23 protein-coding genes and 1 pseudogene are annotated in these 22,084 nt (G+C 44.1%); 9 read left to right on the top strand and 15 right to left on the bottom strand.

Features of this window, described 5'->3' with window-relative positions:
• Window positions 1–177: 177 nt before the first annotated feature.
• Window positions 178–1,872: an electron transfer flavoprotein-ubiquinone oxidoreductase gene (locus tag B8983_RS09320; RefSeq protein WP_200806885.1), complete on the top strand. Its 1,695-nt coding sequence runs from the start codon at window positions 178–180 to the stop codon at window positions 1,870–1,872.
• 249 nt (window positions 1,873–2,121) lie between these two features.
• On the opposite strand, the gene B8983_RS09315 is transcribed toward B8983_RS09320, so the two are convergent.
• Together B8983_RS09315 and B8983_RS09310 are read right to left on the bottom strand one after the other, a co-directional pair.
• A complete protein-coding gene (locus B8983_RS09315) occupies window positions 2,122–3,114 on the bottom strand; it encodes an RES domain-containing protein (RefSeq protein ID WP_084283879.1) in 993 nt (330 codons plus the stop codon).
• Window positions 3,115–3,513: a hypothetical protein gene (locus B8983_RS09310; RefSeq protein ID WP_084283878.1), complete on the bottom strand. Its 399-nt coding sequence runs from the start codon at window positions 3,511–3,513 to the stop codon at window positions 3,115–3,117. It abuts the gene before it with no gap.
• Between the two features lie 233 nt (window positions 3,514–3,746).
• On the opposite strand from B8983_RS09310, the pseudogene B8983_RS14375 reads away from it, so the two are divergent.
• From B8983_RS14375 to B8983_RS09290, 4 genes and pseudogenes are all read left to right on the top strand, one after another.
• A pseudogene (locus B8983_RS14375) lies at window positions 3,747–3,965 on the top strand (addiction module antidote protein).
• Window positions 3,966–4,132: 167 nt separating this feature from the next.
• Window positions 4,133–4,414 carry a BrnT family toxin gene (locus tag B8983_RS09300; protein ID WP_084283877.1) on the top strand — a complete coding sequence of 94 codons (282 nt, stop codon included), beginning with the start codon at window positions 4,133–4,135 and terminating at the stop codon, window positions 4,412–4,414.
• Window positions 4,386–4,676, top strand: coding sequence for a BrnA antitoxin family protein (locus B8983_RS09295; protein WP_084283876.1), 291 nt, complete (start codon window positions 4,386–4,388; stop codon window positions 4,674–4,676). The genes B8983_RS09300 and B8983_RS09295 overlap by 29 nt, the downstream gene beginning before the upstream one ends.
• A 158-nt stretch (window positions 4,677–4,834) precedes the next feature.
• Complete coding sequence (locus B8983_RS09290) at window positions 4,835–6,082, top strand: RidA family protein (protein WP_159460876.1); 1,248 nt, start codon at window positions 4,835–4,837, stop codon at window positions 6,080–6,082.
• Window positions 6,083–6,203: 121 nt separating this feature from the next.
• Here B8983_RS09290 and B8983_RS09285 read toward each other — a convergent pair whose 3' ends face one another.
• The 4 genes from B8983_RS09285 to B8983_RS09270 all read right to left on the bottom strand — a co-directional run bounded on the left by B8983_RS09285 (window position 6,204) and on the right by B8983_RS09270 (window position 9,942).
• Window positions 6,204–7,388: an MFS transporter gene (locus tag B8983_RS09285; protein ID WP_084283874.1), complete on the bottom strand. Its 1,185-nt coding sequence runs from the start codon at window positions 7,386–7,388 to the stop codon at window positions 6,204–6,206.
• The gene (gene aroC / locus B8983_RS09280; RefSeq protein ID WP_084283873.1) at window positions 7,388–8,497 is read right to left on the bottom strand and encodes a chorismate synthase; all 1,110 of its coding nucleotides are present in this window, start codon (window positions 8,495–8,497) and stop codon (window positions 7,388–7,390) included. Before aroC ends, B8983_RS09285 begins: the two co-directional genes overlap by 1 nt.
• Window positions 8,498–8,536: 39 nt before the next feature.
• Complete coding sequence (locus tag B8983_RS09275) at window positions 8,537–8,983, bottom strand: CBS domain-containing protein (protein ID WP_084283872.1); 447 nt, start codon at window positions 8,981–8,983, stop codon at window positions 8,537–8,539.
• 71 nt (window positions 8,984–9,054) lie between these two features.
• Window positions 9,055–9,942, bottom strand: a complete 888-nt coding sequence (locus B8983_RS09270) for a YhjD/YihY/BrkB family envelope integrity protein (RefSeq protein WP_084283871.1) — start codon at window positions 9,940–9,942, stop codon at window positions 9,055–9,057.
• A gap of 44 nt (window positions 9,943–9,986) precedes the next feature.
• Here B8983_RS09270 and wrbA point away from each other — a divergent pair, with 44 nt between their 5' ends.
• Both wrbA and B8983_RS09260 read left to right on the top strand, forming a co-directional pair.
• Complete coding sequence (wrbA, locus tag B8983_RS09265) at window positions 9,987–10,604, top strand: NAD(P)H:quinone oxidoreductase (protein WP_084283914.1); 618 nt, start codon at window positions 9,987–9,989, stop codon at window positions 10,602–10,604.
• Between the two features lie 17 nt (window positions 10,605–10,621).
• A complete protein-coding gene (locus B8983_RS09260; protein ID WP_234986987.1) occupies window positions 10,622–11,002 on the top strand; it encodes a DUF2069 domain-containing protein in 381 nt (126 codons plus the stop codon).
• Window positions 11,003–11,200: 198 nt separating this feature from the next.
• Here the strand turns inward: B8983_RS09260 and B8983_RS09255 are convergent, their stop codons facing one another.
• Together B8983_RS09255 and B8983_RS09250 are read right to left on the bottom strand one after the other, a co-directional pair.
• Window positions 11,201–11,629 carry a hypothetical protein gene (locus B8983_RS09255; RefSeq protein ID WP_084283869.1) on the bottom strand — a complete coding sequence of 143 codons (429 nt, stop codon included), beginning with the start codon at window positions 11,627–11,629 and terminating at the stop codon, window positions 11,201–11,203.
• A 194-nt stretch (window positions 11,630–11,823) separates the two neighbouring features.
• Window positions 11,824–12,801 carry a Bug family tripartite tricarboxylate transporter substrate binding protein gene (locus B8983_RS09250; RefSeq protein WP_084283868.1) on the bottom strand — a complete coding sequence of 326 codons (978 nt, stop codon included), beginning with the start codon at window positions 12,799–12,801 and terminating at the stop codon, window positions 11,824–11,826.
• A 127-nt stretch (window positions 12,802–12,928) separates the two neighbouring features.
• Here B8983_RS09250 and cysK point away from each other — a divergent pair, with 127 nt between their 5' ends.
• Both cysK and B8983_RS09240 read left to right on the top strand, forming a co-directional pair.
• Entirely contained in the window at window positions 12,929–13,900 is a 972-nt protein-coding gene (gene cysK, locus B8983_RS09245; RefSeq protein WP_084283867.1) for a cysteine synthase A, read from the top strand.
• Between the two features lie 21 nt (window positions 13,901–13,921).
• The gene (locus tag B8983_RS09240; RefSeq protein WP_084283866.1) at window positions 13,922–14,491 is read left to right on the top strand and encodes a YggT family protein; all 570 of its coding nucleotides are present in this window, start codon (window positions 13,922–13,924) and stop codon (window positions 14,489–14,491) included.
• Here the strand turns inward: B8983_RS09240 and B8983_RS09235 are convergent.
• From B8983_RS09235 to B8983_RS09205, 7 genes are all read right to left on the bottom strand, one after another.
• Window positions 14,478–15,098: a GDSL-type esterase/lipase family protein gene (locus tag B8983_RS09235; protein ID WP_084283865.1), complete on the bottom strand. Its 621-nt coding sequence runs from the start codon at window positions 15,096–15,098 to the stop codon at window positions 14,478–14,480. The two genes, B8983_RS09240 and B8983_RS09235, sit on opposite strands and share 14 nt — an antisense overlap.
• Window positions 15,099–15,100: 2 nt before the next feature.
• Window positions 15,101–16,264 carry a M20 aminoacylase family protein gene (locus B8983_RS09230; protein ID WP_439650377.1) on the bottom strand — a complete coding sequence of 388 codons (1,164 nt, stop codon included), beginning with the start codon at window positions 16,262–16,264 and terminating at the stop codon, window positions 15,101–15,103.
• A gap of 69 nt (window positions 16,265–16,333) precedes the next feature.
• The gene (locus B8983_RS09225; protein ID WP_084283863.1) at window positions 16,334–18,706 is read right to left on the bottom strand and encodes a xanthine dehydrogenase family protein molybdopterin-binding subunit; all 2,373 of its coding nucleotides are present in this window, start codon (window positions 18,704–18,706) and stop codon (window positions 16,334–16,336) included.
• On the bottom strand, window positions 18,699–19,187 hold the full coding sequence (locus B8983_RS09220) for a (2Fe-2S)-binding protein (protein ID WP_084283862.1): 489 nt from the start codon (window positions 19,185–19,187) through the stop codon (window positions 18,699–18,701). Before B8983_RS09220 ends, B8983_RS09225 begins: the two co-directional genes overlap by 8 nt.
• Before the next feature lie 3 nt (window positions 19,188–19,190).
• Window positions 19,191–20,066, bottom strand: coding sequence for an FAD binding domain-containing protein (locus tag B8983_RS09215; protein ID WP_084283861.1), 876 nt, complete (start codon window positions 20,064–20,066; stop codon window positions 19,191–19,193).
• A 5-nt stretch (window positions 20,067–20,071) separates the two neighbouring features.
• Window positions 20,072–21,175 carry an ABC transporter ATP-binding protein gene (locus tag B8983_RS09210; RefSeq protein ID WP_084283860.1) on the bottom strand — a complete coding sequence of 368 codons (1,104 nt, stop codon included), beginning with the start codon at window positions 21,173–21,175 and terminating at the stop codon, window positions 20,072–20,074.
• Window positions 21,176–21,185: 10 nt separating this feature from the next.
• Window positions 21,186–22,079, bottom strand: a complete 894-nt coding sequence (locus B8983_RS09205; protein ID WP_084283859.1) for a carbohydrate ABC transporter permease — start codon at window positions 22,077–22,079, stop codon at window positions 21,186–21,188.
• Window positions 22,080–22,084: the final 5 nt, after the last annotated feature.

The raw sequence follows: 22,084 nt of genomic DNA, 5'->3' as shown, positions 1-22,084 counted from the left end.
TATCTCGCCAACACCATTGAGACAACCCCTGCTCTATTCAGCATTTGCTTTTCAGCGGCCTTGCGTCCCAATTCATTTGCTTTTTTGTAATTTTATGGTCAAAGCTACAAAATTTATTTAATGTACACCGAAAATGTCATAATTACACTGTTCATCATTTAGCCAGATCACTTATTTATGCTTAGTAATTCGACTCTTAACAAAATTAATAAAGAACTTTTAGCAACGCAAGGTCCACGTGAATCGATGGATTACGATGTTGTGATCGTTGGCGGCGGCCCAGCGGGTTTATCCACTGCCATTCATTTGAAGCAACTAGCGCAAAAAAATAATCAAGAGATTTCCGTCTGTGTCCTAGAAAAAGGATCTGAAGTGGGTGCGCATACCCTCTCCGGCGCGGTCATGGACCCGATTGCTTTGAATGAACTGATCCCTAATTGGCAAGAACTTGGTGCCCCGTTGAATACGCCGGTGACCGAAGATCGTTTTTTATTTTTGACCAAGTCTCGTGCGATTAAGACGCCGAATCTGCTCTTACCCGCCTGCTTTGTAAACCACGGTAATTACATCGTGAGTTTGTCGAACTTTACCCGTTGGTTAGGTGAACAAGCCGAAGGTTACGGCGTTGAAATTTTCCCGGGCTTTGCAGCGGCAGAAATTTTATATGATGATCAGCAACGTGTCGTTGGGGTTGCGACTGGCAACCAAGGTCTAGGTAAAGATGGTGTACCCACCAAAAACTTTCAACTAGGGATGGAACTCAGAGCCAAATACACGATTTTTGCGGAAGGTGCGCGTGGTCATTTAGGTAAACAACTGATTAGCAAATATCAATTAGATAAAAATTCAGCACCACAAACCTATGCAATTGGTATTAAAGAACTGTGGGAAATTGATCCGGCGAAACATCAGCCTGGACTCGTCGTACATACCGCTGGATGGCCGCTCAAATCCGACACCTATGGTGGATCGTTTTTATACCATCTAGAAAATAATCAAGTTGCAGTGGGTATGGTCGTTGGCTTATCGTATAAAAATCCGTACCTTTCTCCTTTTGAAGAGTTTCAACGTTATAAATTACATCCGAAAATTAAACCGTTTTTTGAGGGTGGCAAACGTCTCTCTTATGGTGCCCGTGCCATTACCGCAGGTGGGTTAACGAGCCTACCAAAAGTTGTGTTCCCAGGTGGTGCACTCGTTGGTTGTGATGCTGGCTTCTTAAACGCCTCCAGAATTAAAGGCTCACACAGTGCCATCAAGTCAGGCATGCTTGCTGCCCAAGCTGCTTTTGAGGCAATTAGCGATAACCGTTCGTATGATGAACTGAGTAGTTATCCTTTGCAATTTAAGCAAAGTTGGTTACATCAAGAATTATCAAAAGCAAGAAACTTCAAACCTTGGATGGCCAAGGGTTTACTCACCGGCACCATCATGGTAGGACTTGAACAAAAACTCCTCGGTGGCAAAATGCCATGGACGCTTAAAAACAAACAAGCTGATCATCGTTATATCGAGAATGCTGAGTATCATCAGCCGATTGATTATCCGAAACCGGATGGCAAAATTACTTTCGATCGCCTCTCTTCTGTCTTCTTATCAAATACGAACCATGAAGAAAATCAACCGGCACATTTAACCCTTAAAAATATTGACACACCCGTCAATACGAATCTGGCTAAATACGCTGGCTTAGAATCTAGATATTGCCCAGCAGGCGTATATGAGTACGTTAAGGATGATGGGATTGAGAGGTTACAAATCAATGCACAAAACTGCGTGCACTGTAAAACCTGTGACATCAAAGATCCGACTCAAAATATTGTCTGGGTCACACCTGAAGGTGGTGGCGGTCCTAATTACTCTGGCATGTGATGAATGGTAGCGTTACATGGCGTTGAGATTAGCCCTAGGTAGCGCTCCATCACTAACATCCCTACAAATAATCAATATCCTTATTTTGCGAAATAAGTTGTGGTTCTTTTTTATAAAAGCGTTTACATTTAATTCTTAAATGGTTGTACCAATTATTTAAGGAGTTCAACTGATTCAATCTTAGAACTATATTCCCAAGAGTCTTCATCAATCTTTTATAAATTACTTAGACCGCACATATCAAAATTGCTATAGATTTAATGTTCCTTTTAATTGAATCTCATCAGCATTTTTTTCGCATAATTTAAAGTTGCCAGAGTCAATCTTCTTCACAATCCATTTTTCAGGTGGCTCATCATCTAACTGGATGTAAGAATTCCCGTTTGCGAAGTTTGACGGATATATTGCTAGGCAAAGTTTTCTTGTTTTGGATGACTTAAATAAGATTCCATCAACACCAGCCTTATGTGCCATTTGACCAAATATTTGACCATTTGCAGGAATGTCAGCCTGCGCAGGCTCTTTCCTCCAGTCGCTTGCTAATAAAGACTCCATCAACAAGGTTGAAGAGTTAATTAAGGTAGGAGTTGGAAGATTTAGGCGTGTTGCAGATTCGTAAATAGGCTTTGGAATCTTAAATTTCGAGATTAAACGAACAAATTTAGTTAGCGAAGATTTTTTGGTTAGATCAAACACTTTATCTAATGATCCTGAAATACTTATGCAGGCATAAGAGCGCTTATTTGTTAAAGATATTTCTTCAGGAGTCAAAGAACTTCCTACCCGTGGACTTCCAAATGCCTCTGCTCTTGCTGTAGGTTGATCCTCTGCGATATAAAAAGCCGAAAATGTTTTGAGAGCGCTGCTTGGAGAGATGTTTTCACCAATATTGAATCGTCCACCGTATTGTTTCAAACTACCAATAGTACATAAGGGGTGATTTGTGTATTTCCAAGTTAATGCACGCTGCCAGGATTCAAACTGATAGTCTTCAATACAACTCTCAGAAATAGAGTCAATCAACTCTTCAGCAATTGTATTTCTTTGAAAGGCTAATTCAGAATAAAAGTCCCATTGATGTTTAAGATAATCCTGGCTGAGTTGTTTGGCCTTTTGAAGGTTAGTTAAACTGCCTTGTTCAAGGAGGTCAGCGACCTCTTTTCCCATATCCTTGATGGGTGGTTTTTTAATTTTAGAAGCCCTCTTTACTTTAGGCGAGATAATTGGTTTCTGTCCTGCCAATTAACGTCCTTCTTCCAAAGCTGTTTGGATAAATTTAAGTAGTTTCTTGTATCGACCAACTTTGATCATATCTCGGGGTGCTACATCTCCAAGTAATGGATTTGGCACTTTAAACCAAAGCATTGTTTTTGTTTGATCATTGAAAAAGCTATGGACAAGCGCAATTACTGTTGCCCATTCAAGCACTCGTTCTGTTAACTCTGCTGGAACTTTATCGTCAAAACGAATTGACCCAATAGGTATGCCAGAGGCTATGGATATGTCCTGCTTTGTGTAACCCAAAATATCTTTAACTTTGTCATAGTCAGGCTTACCCGACTTTTTAAATAACCCTAAATCATCAGACTGTGGAATAGAGTTAAATATAGCTGGATGAATCTTTGTAGCGACTGTTTGCATTCTCATCATTCCTTAATTTTAAGCAATATTTCCATATTTTTACCATATTTAACCACATAAACACCAAGGTTAAGTACTGATATTTACGATTGAAATTAAAGGGCCTTATTATTAAACTTTATATAGCAAATAATCATCTGTGCTTACAGGAATCTAAATTTAGTAGTGAGTTCTAAAAAAACAAAAAATTAAAAAGCTTTGAGATTTCAAGTTATCTTGATAGCTAAGAGGCTATGGTTGAATACTTGTCTCAAGTCTTAGAAGATGCTGACCATAATGAACTTATTCGTGCACTTGGCAATATAGCCAAAGGTATGGCGAATGTTGCCAAAGATCCTAGTTTAGGTCGTTAAAGTCTACATAAAGCTTTATCAGAAGAATCTCAAGCAAAATTTGACACGATTTCGAAAATAATTAGTGCTTTAGGTTTGAAAATGAGTGTTCACATTTAATTTTTAAATACTTTTGCTAAGGTACTTCGTATTTAAACTTACTTGGCATCTAACTCAAGAACAAATATTTTATTTACTTTAATTTGTGATCTTAAATTATCCATAATAATTTTATTGTTATTACAAAAAAGTAATGTTAGAATCTTTTTGTATGTACAATTTATTGTATGAACATTACTTACGATTTGGAAAAAAATGCAAAAAATGTTCTTGAGCGTAATTTACCCTTTGATAAAGTTACTAACTTCCAATGGGATTCAGCTCTATTAAAAGAGGACATACGTTTTCGCTATCCTGAACAAAGATTTATTGCTGTGGGTTATCTCGATGATCGATTACACGTGTTGTGTTTTTCAGAAACTGATTTAGGAATTAGAGTCATCAGTTTCCGTAAAGCCAATAAAAGAGAGCAAAAGGTTTATGAAAAAAATATTACCCCTTACAAATGAAGTTGGTGAAGTACGAGAGCTTCTTGCTGAAGATTTAACGATGTTTAAGCCAGCTAACGAAGTGCTTCCAAAGTCCTTACAACAAAAGTTAGGTGTACGTGGGCCTCAAAAAGCACCTAAGAAAATAGCAACGACGATTCGACTTTCGCCTGATGTGCTTGCAGCTTTTAAAGCAACTGGAGATGGTTGGCAAACTCGGATTGATATATCTTTGCGTCAATTCATCAAAGAACATCCGTTGTTAGGCGAGGCATGCCTCTAAATGAGGAAAAAACCAGCCTCATAGTGTGTGCACTCTAAAATTCAATTTCATCATACTTTCCTTTGGAGGTAGAATAAAAATTCATTGAACGATAAAACTTTAGAAACAATGACCGTTCAATGAATCACTTACTTATAAAAAAAACGAGGAGACAAGACTTGAATAATCAAATTCTTACAGGTGCAAAAACACCGACGCCAATGGCACACTATTGCCAAGGGGTCTTGCATCGCAATACCATTTATGCAGCAGGACAAATCGCTTCAGACTACCAAACGGGTGTCGCGCCTGAGGCCAAACAAGATCCAGCCTTTCCCTACTATGGCTCTAATATTCAAAAGCAAGCAAGGTACATTCTACAAAATCTTCAGTCGGTTTTTGAGAGTGCTGGCAGTAGCTTTCGTGATGTAGTGAAGTCGCAAGTATTTTTAAAGGATTTAAATGACTTCTATTATTTTGATCAAGTATGGAAAGAGTTTTTCCCATCCCCTCCTCCTAGAACCACTGTGGAAGTCGGCGGCTTACTCGTCCCAGGCTGTAAAGTCGAAATTGATCTCTGGGGTGTACAAGCCAAAGTGCCCCGTCAAGTCATTATCGGTAAAAAAACACCGACGCCCATGGCCCACTACTCTCAGGGTATTCTGATCGAAAATGTGCTCTATGCGGCAGGTCAAATCGCCTCCGATTATCAAACAGGGGTTGGTCCTGAAGCGAAGCAAGACCCAGCGTTTCCTTACTACGGCTCTGATATCCAAAAACAAACCCGTTATATTCTAAATAATATTCGAAGCGTCTTTGATGCAGCCGGTTGCGACTATCGAGATGTCGTCAAAGCTCAAATCTTTTTAACGGATCTCAATGATTTTTATTATTTTGACCAAGTATGGCAAGAGTACTTTCAACATCCAGTACCCAGAACCATCGTTGAAGTACAAAAATTATTAGTGCCAGGTTGCAAGATCGAAATCGATTTATGGGGGGTATTACCGAATACGCCCAAAAGAGAAATTACGCTAGATGCGACTAGCGAGCAACCATCCTTTTGTAATGGCGTGATGGTGGATGACACCCTGTACGCCAGCGGACAAATTGCTTCTGACCATAAAACACCAATCATTCAGATCGCACATCAAGATGCAGCTTTTCCTTACTACGGCTCTGAAATTCAAAAACAGACCCGCTTTGTGCTGAATCGTTTGCAACAGTTATATAGGGAAGGTGGCTTTGATTTGGCAGACACCGTCAAAGCACAAGTCTTTTTAGCAGACCTGAATGACTTCTATTACTTTGATCAAATTTGGAAAGAGTATTTCCCATCGCCTCCTCCTAGAACTACTTTAGAAGTTGGCAAGTTCTTGGTGCCGGGTTGCAAAGTACAGGTCGATTTAACCGCAGCAAAAGCTTAAGGAACTGCATGTAAGTGTATGTAAGCAGTTAACTCTGTCATTGGATGAATGAGGCTAAAAGCATTCTTTAAATCATTCGACTGATCAGCAGAGTTAACTTGCTGTGTTTTGCAGTGTTTACCTAAAAAGCAGGATGCCCATGCGAATGGGTAATCTTGATAGATTGTTTAATGGCAAAATAACCGATCACACTAGCGATCGCCGATAAGCCAAAGACATGCTCGGCCCCCAATACATCCCAGACCCAGCCGGCTACAAAGCCGCCGACACTGCCACCAATACCATAAGAGATCGAAGTATATAAAGCCTGACCTCTCGCTTGGGTGGAACCATTAAACCACTGTTGCAAAAAGCGCAGACTTGAAGTGTGATGCGCCCCAAAGGTCATTGCATGGAAAATTTGCATGAGTAATAACAGCCCAAAAATCGGCAAATAGGCAATCGTTGCAAACCGCAAGGCCGCTACGATAAAACAAGCCGCCAAAATCTTTTGCGCCCCAAACTTCGCCAAGAAAAAGCGTTGGTAATAAAAGAAGAGGACTTCAGCTAGTACGCCGAGCATCCAAAAGAGCCCGATTGTTTGTGTGCCATATCCTAGTTTAGTAAGGTAGAGCGAATAAAAAACATAGTAGCTCGCATGCGCAAAAATCATACAAAAGCTCGAAGTAAAAAACCACATCACTTCTGGCTTTTTCAGGATAGCGAGGATCTCACCTTTTTGACGCTCGTACACTTCATGTGGTGGCTCCCACAGGGTCCAGGTACTGACGACCACACCGCACATCAACGCTAGCGCGACATAAGGTAAGGTTTCAATGCCAGATTTTTCAAACCAAAAACCACCGACCGAAACAGCCAGAATAAAACCAATCGAGCCCCACAAGCGAAGTTTGCCGTATTTACTCTCAAAGGCATTTTCTTTTTGTAACGCTCGGATGGTCACTGCTTCACTGAGTGGTGTCAAACTACTACTGAAGGTATTGAGGATAAACATCCAGGCCAATAAAAAGTAGAATTGGTTTGAAACAAAGATACCCAAAAACACAATCAAAGCAAGGATCACGGTAACCCGCATCAGGCCAATGCGGTCTCGGCGATGGTCCGCAAACCATCCCCAAGCAAAAGGACCAATAATCCGCGTAAATTGCAGCATCGACATGAGGACGGAAATTTGGAGCGCTGTAAAGCCAATATGGTTAAAGTACAGACTCATGAAGGGACTCACAATCCCTAAATAGCCAAAATAAAAGAAGAAAAAAGCCGCAAAAGTATAGTGGCTAGCCGCCACTTTAGGGCTACCTGACATTAGAGCGTTTGCGGATTTTGGGCGGCAATCACCGGTGTCGCAGAACGCACATCAGCACATTGTGCACGGTGCAATAAGACATGATCCATGACGACTAAGGCTAGCATTGCTTCGGCGATTGGGGTTGCCCGAATGCCCACACAAGGGTCGTGACGACCTTTCGTTTGCACTTGGACAGGATTGCCAGTCGCGTCAATAGAATCTTTAAAGGTTAAGATACTGGAGGTGGGTTTAATCGCAATCGATACGACCAAATCTTGGCCAGTACTAATACCACCAAGTACGCCACCAGCATGGTTACTGGTAAAGCCCTCAGGCGTTAAATTATCGCCATGAAAACTACCGCGTTCACTCACACTCGCAAAGCCGCTACCGATTTCAACCCCTTTGACGGCATTAATCCCCATCATGGCGTAAGCGATATCCGCATCTAACTTATCGAAAAGTGGCGCCCCCAGACCCACTGGCATGCCAGTCGCTGTCACAGTAATTTTTGCGCCACAAGAATCCCCTTGTTTACGCAGTTGATCCATATAGTCTTCCAACTCAGGAATCATGGTTTGATTGGGCGCAAAGAACGGGTTATGCGGGATATGTGCCATGTCTTCAAAGGGAATCGCGAGATCACCTAACTGGGACATATAACCGACAAATTCAATGCCGTAATGCTCTTTTAACCATTTTTTAGCAATCCCGGCTGCTGCCACTACCGGCGCAGTTAAACGCGCCGAAGACCTGCCACCACCGCGTGGATCACGGATCCCGTATTTCTGTTGGTAGGTGTAGTCAGCATGTCCAGGACGGAAGGTATCCAAGATATTGCCATAATCTTGGCTACGTTGATCGGTATTGCGAATTAATAAGGCAATCGGTGTCCCAGTAGTTTTACCTTGATAGACACCTGACAAAATTTCGACTTGATCTGGCTCTTGACGCTGCGTCACATGCCTAGAAGTGCCAGGACGACGACGGTCTAAATCAATCTGTAGATCCTGCGCACTCAGTTCTAAGCCAGGAGGGCAACCGTCGACCACGGCACCAATTGCTGGTCCGTGAGATTCACCAAAAGTGGTGGTACAAAATAGATGTCCGAGAGTGCTTCCTGCCATACCCTATATTATGGCATTTTATTGTGACAAGAGCTGATTTTATTGTGGCGACTCTTCTGGCCAGTCTCTGATATACGCTTTCAGCATGGAGTTTTCAAAGCCTTGCGCCTCAACCACTGTTTTGGCCACATCATAAAAAGAAATCACGCCCATCAGCATTTGCTGTTCCATCACGGGCAAATAGCGAGCGTGCTGGTTGAGCATCATCCGCCGCACTTCATCTAAGGCCGTTTCTGGGGTACAAATCAAGGGACTTTCATCCATCACCGCACCCACTTTCACCGCACCCAAGGTGCCATGGGACTTGGCGAGTGTACCGATCACTTCCCGAAAGGTCAAAATCCCGACGAGTTCACCATACTGCATCACCAAAAGAGAACCGATGTCATGCTCAGCCATGATATGCACTGCCGTTACAACGGATGTATCGGGGGCAACTGTATAAAGGGTATTCCCTTTTAAGCGCAAAATATCACTAACTTTCATGCTGTTCTCCTTAACTATTATTCATTCAAGTCTATTCTGACTTGCGTCTTCTGTAAAGCCTAATTCTATTCCTATCTTTTGCTGTGCGATGGCTCAACCGAATCACTGTGGCGAGAAAATACTTCCTGACGAATTTGGGGCAAGCTCGCAGTTAATACCGCGCCAGCCAGCGTCACCCACCAGGTCAGATAAATCCATACCAAAAATAACGGACCAATCGCAAATGCTCCATAGAGTGTTTTATACACGGGGACTTGTGAGATAAAAATCGTAAAACCATACTTCGTGAGTTCAAAGACCGTCGCCGCCACAGCGCCCCCAATGATGGCATCTTGATTCGTCACCCGCACATTGGGACCAAACCGATACAACATCACAAATGGCATACAAGTTAAGAGGAAGGGGAAAATCACATCTAATGAATTCAGTTGATCGGCAAAACCAAAATCTAACTTGTGGGTGGCGGTCATGATGAGTGACGTTAAATAAATACTGACCCCTAAAAACACCGGTCCACAAGCGGTCACGACGCTATAAAACATGACTTTCTTCAAGAAGGAGCGCTTAACCTTCACCTGCCAAACTTGATTAAATGACTTTTCAATGGTCATTAAGGTTAAAAATGCCGATATAAATAAACCGGCAGCACCAAACAGCGTTAAACCCTTACTGTGATTAGAGAATTGCATCAAATAGCCACTGACCTTGTGACTGAGCACGCCAGGAATGAGGGTGGCGGTGAGCCAACTTTGGATTGCTTCCCGTAAATTAATAAACTGCGGTAACTGACCAATCAAAATCGTCGCAATCGACAGCATGGGGACTATCGCTAACACGGTCGTATAAGCCAAACTAGCCGAGACTTGATTAATTTGTGCCGCAGCAAAGCGTTTCCGCCAAAAATAGAACACCATTTTTAGATATTGGATTTTTTTTAACTGTCGGGAATTTACATGCATTGCTGTTTAAAATTTTTAGAATCAATTTCAATTATCATACAAATATGCAAACCCTTAATTTATTAGTTTTATATTACTCACGGCATGGTGCCACGCGCCAGCTCGCCGAACTCATTGCGGAAGGGATTGAATCCGTGAGCGGCGCCAATGCGATTTTACGCACTGTGCCAAGCGTCTCAACTGTGAGCGAAGCAGTAGCCGCCCAGATTCCGCCTAGTGGCCCACCCTATGCGGAGTATGCGGATTTAGCCAACTGTGATGGCTTAGCCTTAGGCTCACCCACCCGCTTTGGCAATATGGCGGCTGCCATGAAGTTTTTCTTAGATGGTAGTACCAGTGAGTGGTTACAAGGCTCCTTAACTGGCAAGCCTGCCTGTGTCTTTACGAGCAGCAGCAGCATGCATGGTGGTCAAGAAAGTACTTTATTAACTATGATGATTCCGCTCTTTCATCACGGGATGTTGTTAATGGGCTTGCCCTACTCTCTGCCCGAATTACATCACACCAGTTCAGGTGGCACACCCTATGGCGTGACGCACGTGGCAGGTGGCAGTAATCAATTAGCCATTTCGAAAGATGAGCAAAGCTTAGCCTTCGCACAAGGTCGACAATTAGCGCAGTATGCCCAACTCCTCAAACAAGCAAAGCCGAACGCCAGATGACTCTCTTTAAATACCCTTTGAACGCCTACCAGAAAACCGTGTTGGTGACGTCCGTCTTACTCTGCCTGTTATGTGTTGCCTGGGAATGGTTTTTAGCGCCCTTAAGACCACATGGTTCGCTCATGGTCTTGAAGTGTTTGCCGATTGTGTGGTTACTCCCCGGCTTATACCGAGGCGCTAACTACCAGTTACAAGCACTCTCCATGGTGATTTTATTGTATTATCTAGAGGGCGTTTCCAGGCTGTTTGAAAAAGGCTTAAACCCATGGTTGGCCGGGCTCGAACTGATCCTTTGCAGTGTCATATTTTTTGCGGTTTTAAAGCACCTAGGACCGATTAAAAAGGCGGCGCGCGCGAACAAAGAAAATCAACCACCGTCGACCGACACGCCAAACTAATCCCTGTCCAGCAACTGACATCTGTACCAGTTGTTAACATGACTAAATGTTAACGTGGCTATACCGCTAACGTGGCTATACCTTTAGAAATTACCTAAAGAAAATGAATCAAGGATTTTGACGAAACTGGGGACGAACATGCTAGCTCCAGCAATGGCTGACTAGAGAGTGTTCGTCTTACAAAGCACACGAGGCCGATTAATTAAAGGCGTATGCGACAGAATCGCCAGTCACACGATCGGTACTTCTTCGATTGCGAGATTGATCTCTGATCATATTTTTCTCAACGGCTTCAGCCAACAAATGAGACAGTGTTGAAAAATAACCCATTGCTAGCATCGTCGGCTTAATGATTTTTTTACGACCATCAATGTCGTTATGAAAATCGACATACCCTTTTTTGCGTAGGTTTTTGATACGGGCATGCAAGGTAGCACGCGAACCAATTTTATCAATCGAAATTGCTTCGTTCACTAGTAATGAATTTTCTTTTTTCCAACAAAGAGAAATTTCATTTAATAGTTCGGATTCAATACTATCTAGGGGTGGGAACTGTGGCATCTTCTTGAGTGCTTCTAAAGCCTCAATAAAATGCAGATAAGTTTCGTACTTATGACTGTGATCCATTATAAATTTTCCAATTATGAGTTTTGTTTGCTGGAAATGCGGAATATCTAGAACATGTTCAAGATATGCTTATTTTATTTATAATGAATATCCCTTAATAGAGGGAATCAGTACCTTTATATTGAGTTATTTTGATCAAATTACAGAGAAAAATACTAGCCTGAATCTACTATCCAAACTAGTATTAAACAGCATTACTCTGGTTGAACTTTCGCATTAATCACGACTTGTTCCCATTTCTTTTTCTCTGCCAACACAAATAATTTCGTATTCGCCGGTGTATCTGCTGGCGAATAGCCGCCCAACTCCACAATACGTGATTTCACTTCCGGCGTATTTAATACTTTCTTAGTGGCCGCATATAAAGTGTCGATTATTGGTTTAGGGGTTTTGGCCGGTGCAAACAAGCCAAACCAAGCCGTCACTTCAAAGTTCGGAAAGCCCGCTTCGGCCATCGTCGGTACATCTGGCAACTCTGGACTACGTGATTTACTCGTCACCGCGAGGGCTCGTAATTTACCACTCTTAATAAACTGCATCGAGCTTGGCAAATTGTCCATCATCATATTTACTTGTCCACCCATCAAATCGATTAAAGCAGGACCAGCGCCTTTGTAAGGCACATGGACGATATCAATCCCGGCTTGAAACTTGAACATTTCTCCTGACATATGAATCGATTGACCACGACCTGAAGAAGCAAAGGAATATTTACCAGGATTTGCCTTCGCCAAACTCACAAATTCTGCTACTGTTTTAGCCGGCGAGTTCGCGTTGACCACAAACACATTCGGCGTTGCCAACACCATGGTGATCGGCTCTAAGTCTTCCACTTTATAAGGCAGTGTTTTGTACAAACTGTAGTTAATGGCATTCGGTCCAATATTACCCATAATGATGGTGTAACCATCTGCCGGACTACTAATGAGCGCTTGCGTGCCAATAATCGCTGCCGCACCCGCCTTAATATCAACCACGACAGATTGTCCTAACTCTTTTGCCAAGGCATCCGCCACGACGCGCGCAGCAATATCGGTGGTGCCACCGGCAGCGGCAGGCACAATCAAGCGAATCGGTTTACTCGGGTAGGTATCAGCCAAGACATGGCTGGCAGTCGACACCGCGGCTAAGGTGAATAAGAGAGAGGCAAAGCGGGATTTAAGTAGTTTCAAGTGATTTCTCCAAAAGTGCTTAAAAGTGTAAACGATTCAGACCACCATCTCTGAAAAAGATGCGTGTGACTTACTTTTGGTAATATTACCCGATACATAAAAATTTACCTACAGAGGAGCAATACCCATGACCTACTTTACAGATAACTCTCAAACCATCGGCAAAACCCCTTTAATCCGCTTAAACCGGGTAACGGATGGGGCCAAGGCAACGGTTTTGGCAAAAATTGAAGGTCGTAACCCAGCGTTTTCCGTGAAGTGCCGGATTGGTACTTCCATGATTAATGACGCCATCGAACGTGGCCTTCTCACCCCAGGTAAAGAACTCGTTGAACCAACCAGTGGCAATACGGGGATTGCTCTGGCCTTTGTGGCCGCCGCCAAAGGCATTCCAATTACCTTAACGATGCCAGAAACGATGAGTCTGGAGCGCCGCAAGTTACTCGCTGCTTTGGGCGCTAAATTAGTCTTGACGGAAGGCCCCAAGGGCATGAATGGGGCGATTGCCAAAGCTACCGAAATCGCCAATAGCGATCCGAAATACGTTTTATTACAACAATTTAGTAACCCTGCTAATCCAGCGATTCACGAAAAAACCACTGGTCCAGAAATTTGGGAAGATACCAACGGAAACGTGGATATTTTTGTCGCCGGCGTGGGTACTGGTGGCACGATTACTGGGGTAACGCGATATTTCAAAAACGTCATGAAAAAAGCAATTACGGCCGTCGCGGTTGAACCGACGACGAGTCCTGTGATTACCCAAAAATTAGCTGGTCAAGAAATCAAACCAGCACCCCACAAAATTCAAGGAATTGGTGCAGGCTTTATTCCAGACAATCTTGATTTGAGCATCATTGATCAAGTCGAACAAGTGAGCAACGAGGAAGCAATCGCCTTTGCCAGAAGAATCGCCATAGAAGAAGGTATTTTGGTCGGTATTTCTTGTGGCGCTGCTGCTGCTGTGGCTTGCCGCTTAGCGCACTTGCCAGAGAACGCGGGTAAAACCATTGTGGTGGTATTGCCAGATAGCGCTGAACGCTATCTCAGTTCCGCACTCTTTGAAGGGGTATTTGATGCAAACGGTTTAGCCATTTAATATCAAAGATATAATGGCGAGATGATATATCAAATAGTGGATCTCTTCGTTGGCCTGGCCTCTGCAACCGTTGCAGGGGCATGTCTCATGTTGTGTTATTTTGATTTTTTCCGGATCAATTTAGGCAGAGTCCATGGCTTACTCGGCAACCAAATTGCCTCCTTCTTACTCTTGGTCACGAACTGGTTGACTTTACCGATCCGTAAAGTGATTCAGAATACGGGTAAAGTCAATCTCGTCTATTTGATTTCGGGTTACTTGATCATCGTCGCCAAGATTATTATCTTGTCACTCTTCAGTCATACCTTGTTTAGCGAACTGTCGAGGTTGTTATTACCCATCCTACTGAGTGCACTGATTCAGTACCTTGATTTATTTCTTTCGATTATTTCTGGGATCACCTTTGTCTATGTGATTTTGTCTTGGATTTCCCAAGGTTCTCCTAGCTACTTCTTAGCGGCAAACATCTTAGAGCCGCTATTAGTCCAACTTAGAAAACGCCTACCCAATACGGGCACGTTTGATTTCTCAGCGCTGGCACTCCTCTTAATCATTAAAGTACTACAAATCGTTGTTTCTAACTTCCGATAAATTGTTGGAAAGCGTGCCAAGAGCGCACCAAGTTGGCTAATTCTTGATACCCATCCTGCTTGGGGTGAACGCCATCATTGCTTGTTTGTGAGGCCATCCAAGTCGGATTAGCTCTGAGCGGATGAAAAATATCTAGGTAGGGAATTGCTAACTTGTCAGCCAGTGTTTGATAGGCGGCGTTGTAAGCTTCAATGCGTGCCGTATTAAATTCAAAAACACCTGCACCTGAATGAAATGGTTGCTTCTCATCGATCACAGGAATAGGTCCAATCATAAGACAAGGTAACCACGCTTTGGCCTGCGTCAGAATCTGGGTAGCGTTTGTAATGGACTGCTCCAGCTCCACCCGAATTCCTTGACCAATGGCAACCGCCGCATCATTGGTGCCAAAAGAAAAAATTAAGCCACACTGCTGGGCTTGAGGTAGTCTGGCCCGTGCTTCCGCCTGCCATCTTGCCCCTATCAAGGCCGACGTGTCGGCTCTCACACCTAGGTTATAGATGGTGATGGCAGAATAATCCTGAAATACTTTCCCAGGCCAACCAAGTAGAGTTTCATCCCCAGTACCATGGGTAATGCTATCGCCAATAATACAAATTCTATCCATGCTCAGGACCCTAAGCAACTTCTGGCCAGTTCAATCCAATAACTGATCCCAATGGGTAGGATGTCGTCATTAAAGTCATATTTTGGACTATGTAAATTTTTACCCTGCGCACTACTACCATTGCCTAACCACACATAACAGCCAGGTTTCTTTTCTAACATAAAGGCAAAGTCTTCCGCCGTCATACTCGGTTGCGGATCGTTTACCACCTGCGCCTTGGCAACCACCCTCGCCGCTGCTTGCTTTGCAATCTGTGCCTCTTGCGGGCTATTGATCAAGGCTGGGTAGCGTCGCTGATACGTAAAGGTTGCTGTAGCACCAAACCCCTGACAAATACTCTGGGCAATGACCTGCATTTTTTCTTCAATCAGATTTCTGACTGCCGGTGAAAAGCTCCGCGTGGTCCCTTTTAAATGACAATTAGCAGGAATGACATTCCAAGTATCTCCGGCATGGATTTGGGTGACACTCACGACCGCCGCATCCGATGGATTGACATTTCTACTAGCAATCGACTGCCAACCGTTAATCACTTGAGCAGCTATATAAATGGGGTCCACACTATCATGCGGCATCGCGCCATGCGCACCGCGACCTTGGATTTCTAATTCAAACGTATCGAACGCCGCCATCAGTGGTCCGGCCGTAACAGCTATTTGACCAACCGCCAAACCTGGCCAATTATGCAAGCCATAAATGGCATCGACGGGAAATTTGGTAAACAAACCCTCTTCTAGCATCACTCTAGCTCCGCCCTCGTTTTCTTCAGCCGGCTGAAAAATAAAGACTAAGGTGCCATGGATGCTTGGATCCGTACTCAAAAATTGAGCAGCGCCGAGTAACATGGCACTATGACCATCGTGTCCACAAGCATGCATTTTGCCCGACACTTTCGAGATGTAATCAAAGGTATTCGCCTCTGCAATATGCAGCGCGTCCATATCTGCTCGAAAAGCAATGCTAGGCCCATCTCCTCGTCTTAAAACACCAATCACCCCTGTTTTTGCGATCTGACGATGCACTTCTAAGCCAAAGGAAATTAATTTTTCAGCAATCAAATCCGCCGTAATGACTTCTTCAAAAGCCGTTTCCGGATGTGCGTGAATTTGCTGTCGGAAGGCCCGAATACTGGGAATGAGTGCTTCAACACCGTCGACAATCTGCAAGTTGGCAATCGAGTCTATATTTTTCATGGGCAGTGGGTACTTTCCAGGTCTCTAGGGATGGATAGTGAGTTACACATCACTGCGTGAACTGGCTTCCCGAATCAGGCGTCTCAAATACATCGGGGTTAGGGGCTGTTGGTTCACTTGGATCTTTAAATCACTACAAGCCGAATTCGCAGCATTCATGAGCGAGCCAATGGCACCCATCACGCCACCTTCGGCCATCCCTTTAATGCCTAAAGGAGTTTTTTGATTTGGTGTATTCATATGCACGATTTCAATCTGCGGCAAATCTCCACAAGTCGCCATTAAATAATCAGCGAGCGTACCTGTCGTGTTTTGACCCGTCTCGTCGTAAATCACCTCTTCAAACAACACGCCAGACAGACCCATCGCGATGGCACCGTGTTGCTGACCGGCCACAATTTGCGGATTCAACACGGTCCCGCAATCCTCCGCAACTACATAGCGCTCAATCGTTAAGGCGCCAGTACTTGGATCAATTTCTACTTCACAAATATGGGTAGAGTTTGAATACGTCATTGGTGGTGGATCGTAGGTTAAATGAAATTCCAAACCTGGCATTTCATCCGGTGGTAAGCGCGTCGGTTCAAAGTACGCAATCTGCGCAAGTTGCTTTAAGCTGATATCCGTTGGCACATATTCACCACTCTTTAAACAGTGGATCAAACCCTCGATCATTTTGAGATGTTCAAGCGGGGTGGTCTTGAGTAAATGTGCGGCGATACGCAGGAGTTTTTGGTGTGCTTGTTGGGCACATAAATAAAATGCGCCACCACCCGCGGTACCTCCTCGAGCGCCGCGACTCCCCATGCCATAAGGCGCAATATCAGAGTTCCCCATCAATACCCGAATTTGGGATGGCTCAACACCTAAACCCTCTGCAATCACTTGGGAGAACGCCGTTTCATAGCCCTGTCCGCTCGGTCCTAAACCAACGGAGGCGTTAATCACGCCCGTCGGCTCAATCCGAATCCAAACAGCTTCATGGCCAGAACCGGGTATGCCAGCTGCTTTATAAAAAGCGGAACCGTAAGTAGTTGATTCAATCACATTACAGATACCAATCCCGCGCAGTCGCTGACGCTGGATTGAAAGTTTTTTTCTAGATGGAAAGGCGTCATAATCAATCGCCGCTAAAGCCCCATTAAGAGTTTCTAGGGGAGTTACGTCCGATAAGACTTCCCCGGTTGGCATCACATAAGGCATTTCGTCTTGCGTCACCATATTCATTTTGCGCACATCGACGGGATCCAATCCTAACTCTCTGGCAATCGCATCCATGGTCCCCTCCATCACCCAACTGGTGACGGACATCGGCGCTCGCATCGGTGCATTCCCCACTTTATTCGTTAAAAACACTTTCACGTCATAACGATAATGCGCAATCTTGTAAGGCCCGGTCAGAATCATGGCGACCACTCGGGCCAAGTAATTCCCTGGATAAAAACTATAAGCGCCAAAATCTTCCAAAATCTGAAAATCTAAGCCAAGGATTTTGCCATGTGGATCGACACTCACTCTCGTCGTACAAAAATCCTCGCGCGCTTGAGAGGAGCCCACTAAGTTTTCTAAACGGTCTTCCCGCCACCGAATGGCATGCTTCAACAATCTAGCTAAGGCAGCCACCGTTAGCTCTTCTCGGTACAACACAATTTTTTGCCCAAAGGCCCCGCCAATATCAGGCGAGTGAATCGTTACTTGCGACTCCGTAAGCTGTAAACGAGCTGCTAGTTGGGTTCGATAAGGATGCGGTGCTTGCGTGCCCACATGAAAATTTAAATGTTGATTGCCTTCATCCCAAAGTGCAATACACCCACGGGTTTCCATCGGCAAATGGGTTTGTCGATGTTGAGAAAAGGTCGAGGTGATCACCTTAAATGCTTGCTGTTCACAGAGCTCAACCTGACCCGTTTCATGAAATTGATGGGAGAGTAAATTGGTCTTTAAACTCTCGATCACGAGGGGTGCATTTGGCTCCTGTGCCTGCGCTAAATTCGTAACCGGACTCAAGGGGGTGTAATCCACCTCTACCAAATCGATGGCATCCTCAGCAATATAGCGATTGATGGCAATCACACAAGCGACTAAATCCCCTTGAAATAGCACTTTATCAATCGGTAAAGTCGTCATTTCGACAGGCTTGAGCCCATCAATCGGCGGTGCGATACGCAAAGAGGTCGTCAACTTGGCTAAATCATGGCCTGTATAAACCCCAATCACACCGTCGATGGTCAATGCTTGCGAAGCATCGATACCATTGATGGTTGCATGCGCGTGGGGTGAGCGAATAAAGGCTGCATGCCAACAATGCGGCACTTGAATATCATCAATGAACTTACCATGCCCTGTGAGAAAACGAAGGTCTTCTTTTCTGGGCAGTTTTTTACCGACTTGATCGTGGTTGACAACACTAGTCATCTAGATCCTTTTTTACCTCTGGCAGAATGGTTTTTTTAATGGCCCTCAAGATATTTTGATAGCCCGTACAACGGCATAAATTCCCCGATAATGCATCCGTAATTTCCAAGTCGCTTGGCTGTGGGTTTTCTCTTAATAAGCCTTCAATCGTCATCACAATGCCTGCCGTACAAAATCCACATTGCAAGCCATGCTCTTCATGCATCGCTTGCTGAAACTTACTTAAATGCCCAACGGAGCCAATGGACTCAATCGTTTCTATGACTTTGCCATGCATTTGGACGCCATAGACCAGGCAAGATCTGGCGAGTTGGCCATCAATTAAAATGGTACAGGCGCCACAAACACCATGTTCACAACCGACGTGGGTACCCGTTAAAGCGCAATCTTCACGAATCACATCCGATAATAATTTACGGGGTTCAATCTCGACTTTGTAGGGCTTTTGATTGATCACGAATTGAACTAATTTTTCATGCATCGTTTAAGCTTCCTCTTTTAAAAATCGTCTATGTGCTCTCTGAAAAGCACTGGTGATTAATGACTTCGAGAGATCCAAACGGTAACTTGCCGAAATGCGTTCTTCATCAAAAGGGGCGAACTTGGACATTAAATGCTGCGTTAACTCTGCCACCCACTGTTCAGAATAAGGCTGATGCAAAAAAGCTTCACAATCAGCAGAGTAATCTTTGGCAAAGTCTGCTACTCCATTTAAACCAATCCGAATATTACGAATCAGATGAGACGCGTCATACTCCACCGCTAAGGCAACACTCACTATCGCATAATCACCATGCCGACGATTAAAGAGTTCAAAAGCCCAAGCAGTTTGATGAGAAAAACACGGGTAGGAGATCGCATACAGAAATTCATTTTCTTGCAACGCGGTTGTCATTGCCCCCTGAAAGAAGTCAGCGGCTGCAATCGTTCTTTCCTGACCAAGACTTTTCACATGAAACTGGGCATTTAATGTCAGGGCAATTAAAGGCATTTGCGCTGCAGGATCAGCGTGGCACAAACTACCGCCAATCGTACCTCTTTGCCGAATGACATAATGACCAATCGTCTTGGCCGCAGCAGCAAGCAATGGGCATTGCTGTTGTAAGATGGCAGAATTCGCCACAGCATGATGCCGGGTCATCGCTCCAATCACCACTTGGGATGATGCTGCTTTGATCCCTGACAATTCCGACAAAAGATCAAGATCAATTAATTGCTCGATATGCGCCATGCGCATATTCATCATCGGTGCCAAACTTTGACCACCAGCAATCATTTTGGTACCAGGATATTGATCAAGCATCACCAATAGATCCTGAATATTCTTCGGTTGATGATACGAAAAGGCAGCGGGCTTCATGGTCTTTAGAGCAACGATAGAGTCGTTTGCGTATCAAATAAATGGAGGCGATTCCGATTGAGTTGGAAATGAAAACTACCATCGATCACATTACGATACTCTTTACCCACTCTGAAAAAATAACTTTTCTCATCACTGGCTGATAAACGGGTTTCTAAAAACTGATCCGAGCCAATCGGCAAAATAGACTTAATCTTGCCCGTCAAGGTCTCAGGCGCATTGGCAGCGTCCAGGCTTAAAACATCTTCAGCGCGAATCCCTAAGGTTACTTGAGCAGAACTAGCCGATGAGAAGTTACTCGGCTGCAGCCCAGTCAGATTGACCCGCAGGCACGCGCTTTCGAACAATAACTCGCCGCGATCTTCGCGCAAATTACCTTCGATTAAATTGATTTGAGGCACGCCCAAAAAAGAGGCCACAAAGATATTTTTAGGCCGTTCATAAATCTCATCCGGCGTACCAATTTGTAAAATCTGGCCATCCTTCATCACCACAATCCGATCCGCCAAGGTCAGCGCTTCAGCTTGGTCATGCGTCACGTAAATGAAGGTGGTCTTCATGTTTTGATGCAATTGCTTGATTTCAGCTCGCATCGAAATCCGCAGCGCCGCGTCCAAATTAGAAAGGGGTTCATCCATTAGAAATGCGGAGGGCCGCCGCACCATCGCACGGCCAAGCGCAACCCGCTGCCGTTGACCACCCGATAATTGTCCGGGACGACGATCTAATAATTTTGTAATATCTAAACGTCGAGCGGCATCATCCACTAACACCTTAATCTCTGAATTCGAAAATTTCCGCATTTTGAGACCAAAGGCGATATTTTCGTAAACCGTTTTATGGGGATATAAGGCATAACTTTGAAAGACCATGGCGATATCCCGCTTATCGGGCGAGACATCATTAATGACTTGACCATTAAAGCTGAGTGTCCCTTCAGAAATATCTTCAAGACCCGCAATCATATTTAAGGTGGTCGATTTACCACATCCTGATGGCCCTAACAGAACCAAAAATTCATTGTCATAAATTTCTAAATTCAGGTTATCGATCGCAACAAAACCATTGGGATAGAATTTTTTAACTTGTTGAAATTGAATATGCGCCACGAAGATTACCTTAACCTTTAACTGCACCAGCTGTTAGGCCAGACACAATATATTTTTGAAAAATCATTGCTAGTACCACGGGCGGTATCACCGCCATGACGCCAGCCGCATTAATAAATGAAAAACTAATATTAAAATCCGAGGCAAAAGAAGCAACCACAATTGGCATGGTCTGCGACTGATCCGTTTGCGTAAACATCAATGCGAGTAAGAATTCATTCCAACTCGTTAAGAAGGCAAACATCGAAACCGCGACGAGTGAAGGCACTGCCAGCGGCAAATAAATGTAAGTCAAACTTTGCCATCTTGAACAGCCATCGATCCGAGCGGCCTTATCTAATTCATCAGGTAAGGATTCAAAATAACTCACCAAAATAAATACGCTGAAGGGAATCGTAATTGCTAAATAGGTAATGATGAGTGACAACTTATTGTCCATCAAACCAAGCTTTTGAATGAACAAGAAAAATGGCACTACTAAGGCAATTTCTGGAATCACCCGAGTGGCTAACATAAAGTAAATAGAAGTCGATCTGCCAATAAACCGAATTTTCGCCATCGCATAGGCAGCCGGTGTCGAGATCAATAGATTGAGTAAGACTACGGTAATGGCGACCACAAAGCTATTCCACATCGAGGGTAATAAATTTTTGGCCGTCGACGGAATAAAACCGCCCATCGCAGTATCCCCTTGCTTACGATTTTCATAAGTGACCGCTTCTTTTTCCGAGACGAAGATAGCCCGAAAATTTTCCAGGGTGGGTGTTTTCGGAATCCAATGAGGTGGCTTGGCAGTGATTTCATTTTCCGGTTGAAAGGAAGAGGAAACCATCCATACTAACGGCCCCAGGATGTAGATGGAGAGCACCAAGGAGGCAACGAAAATAATCAGTTTTTTGATCATAGGGT

It is taken from the genome of Polynucleobacter kasalickyi (assembly GCF_900176405.1).
GTDB classification, from domain to species: Bacteria; Pseudomonadota; Gammaproteobacteria; order Burkholderiales; family Burkholderiaceae; genus Polynucleobacter; species Polynucleobacter kasalickyi.
Note: the sequence above shows the minus strand (reverse complement) of the source record. Positions and strands in the feature narration are given on the sequence as shown.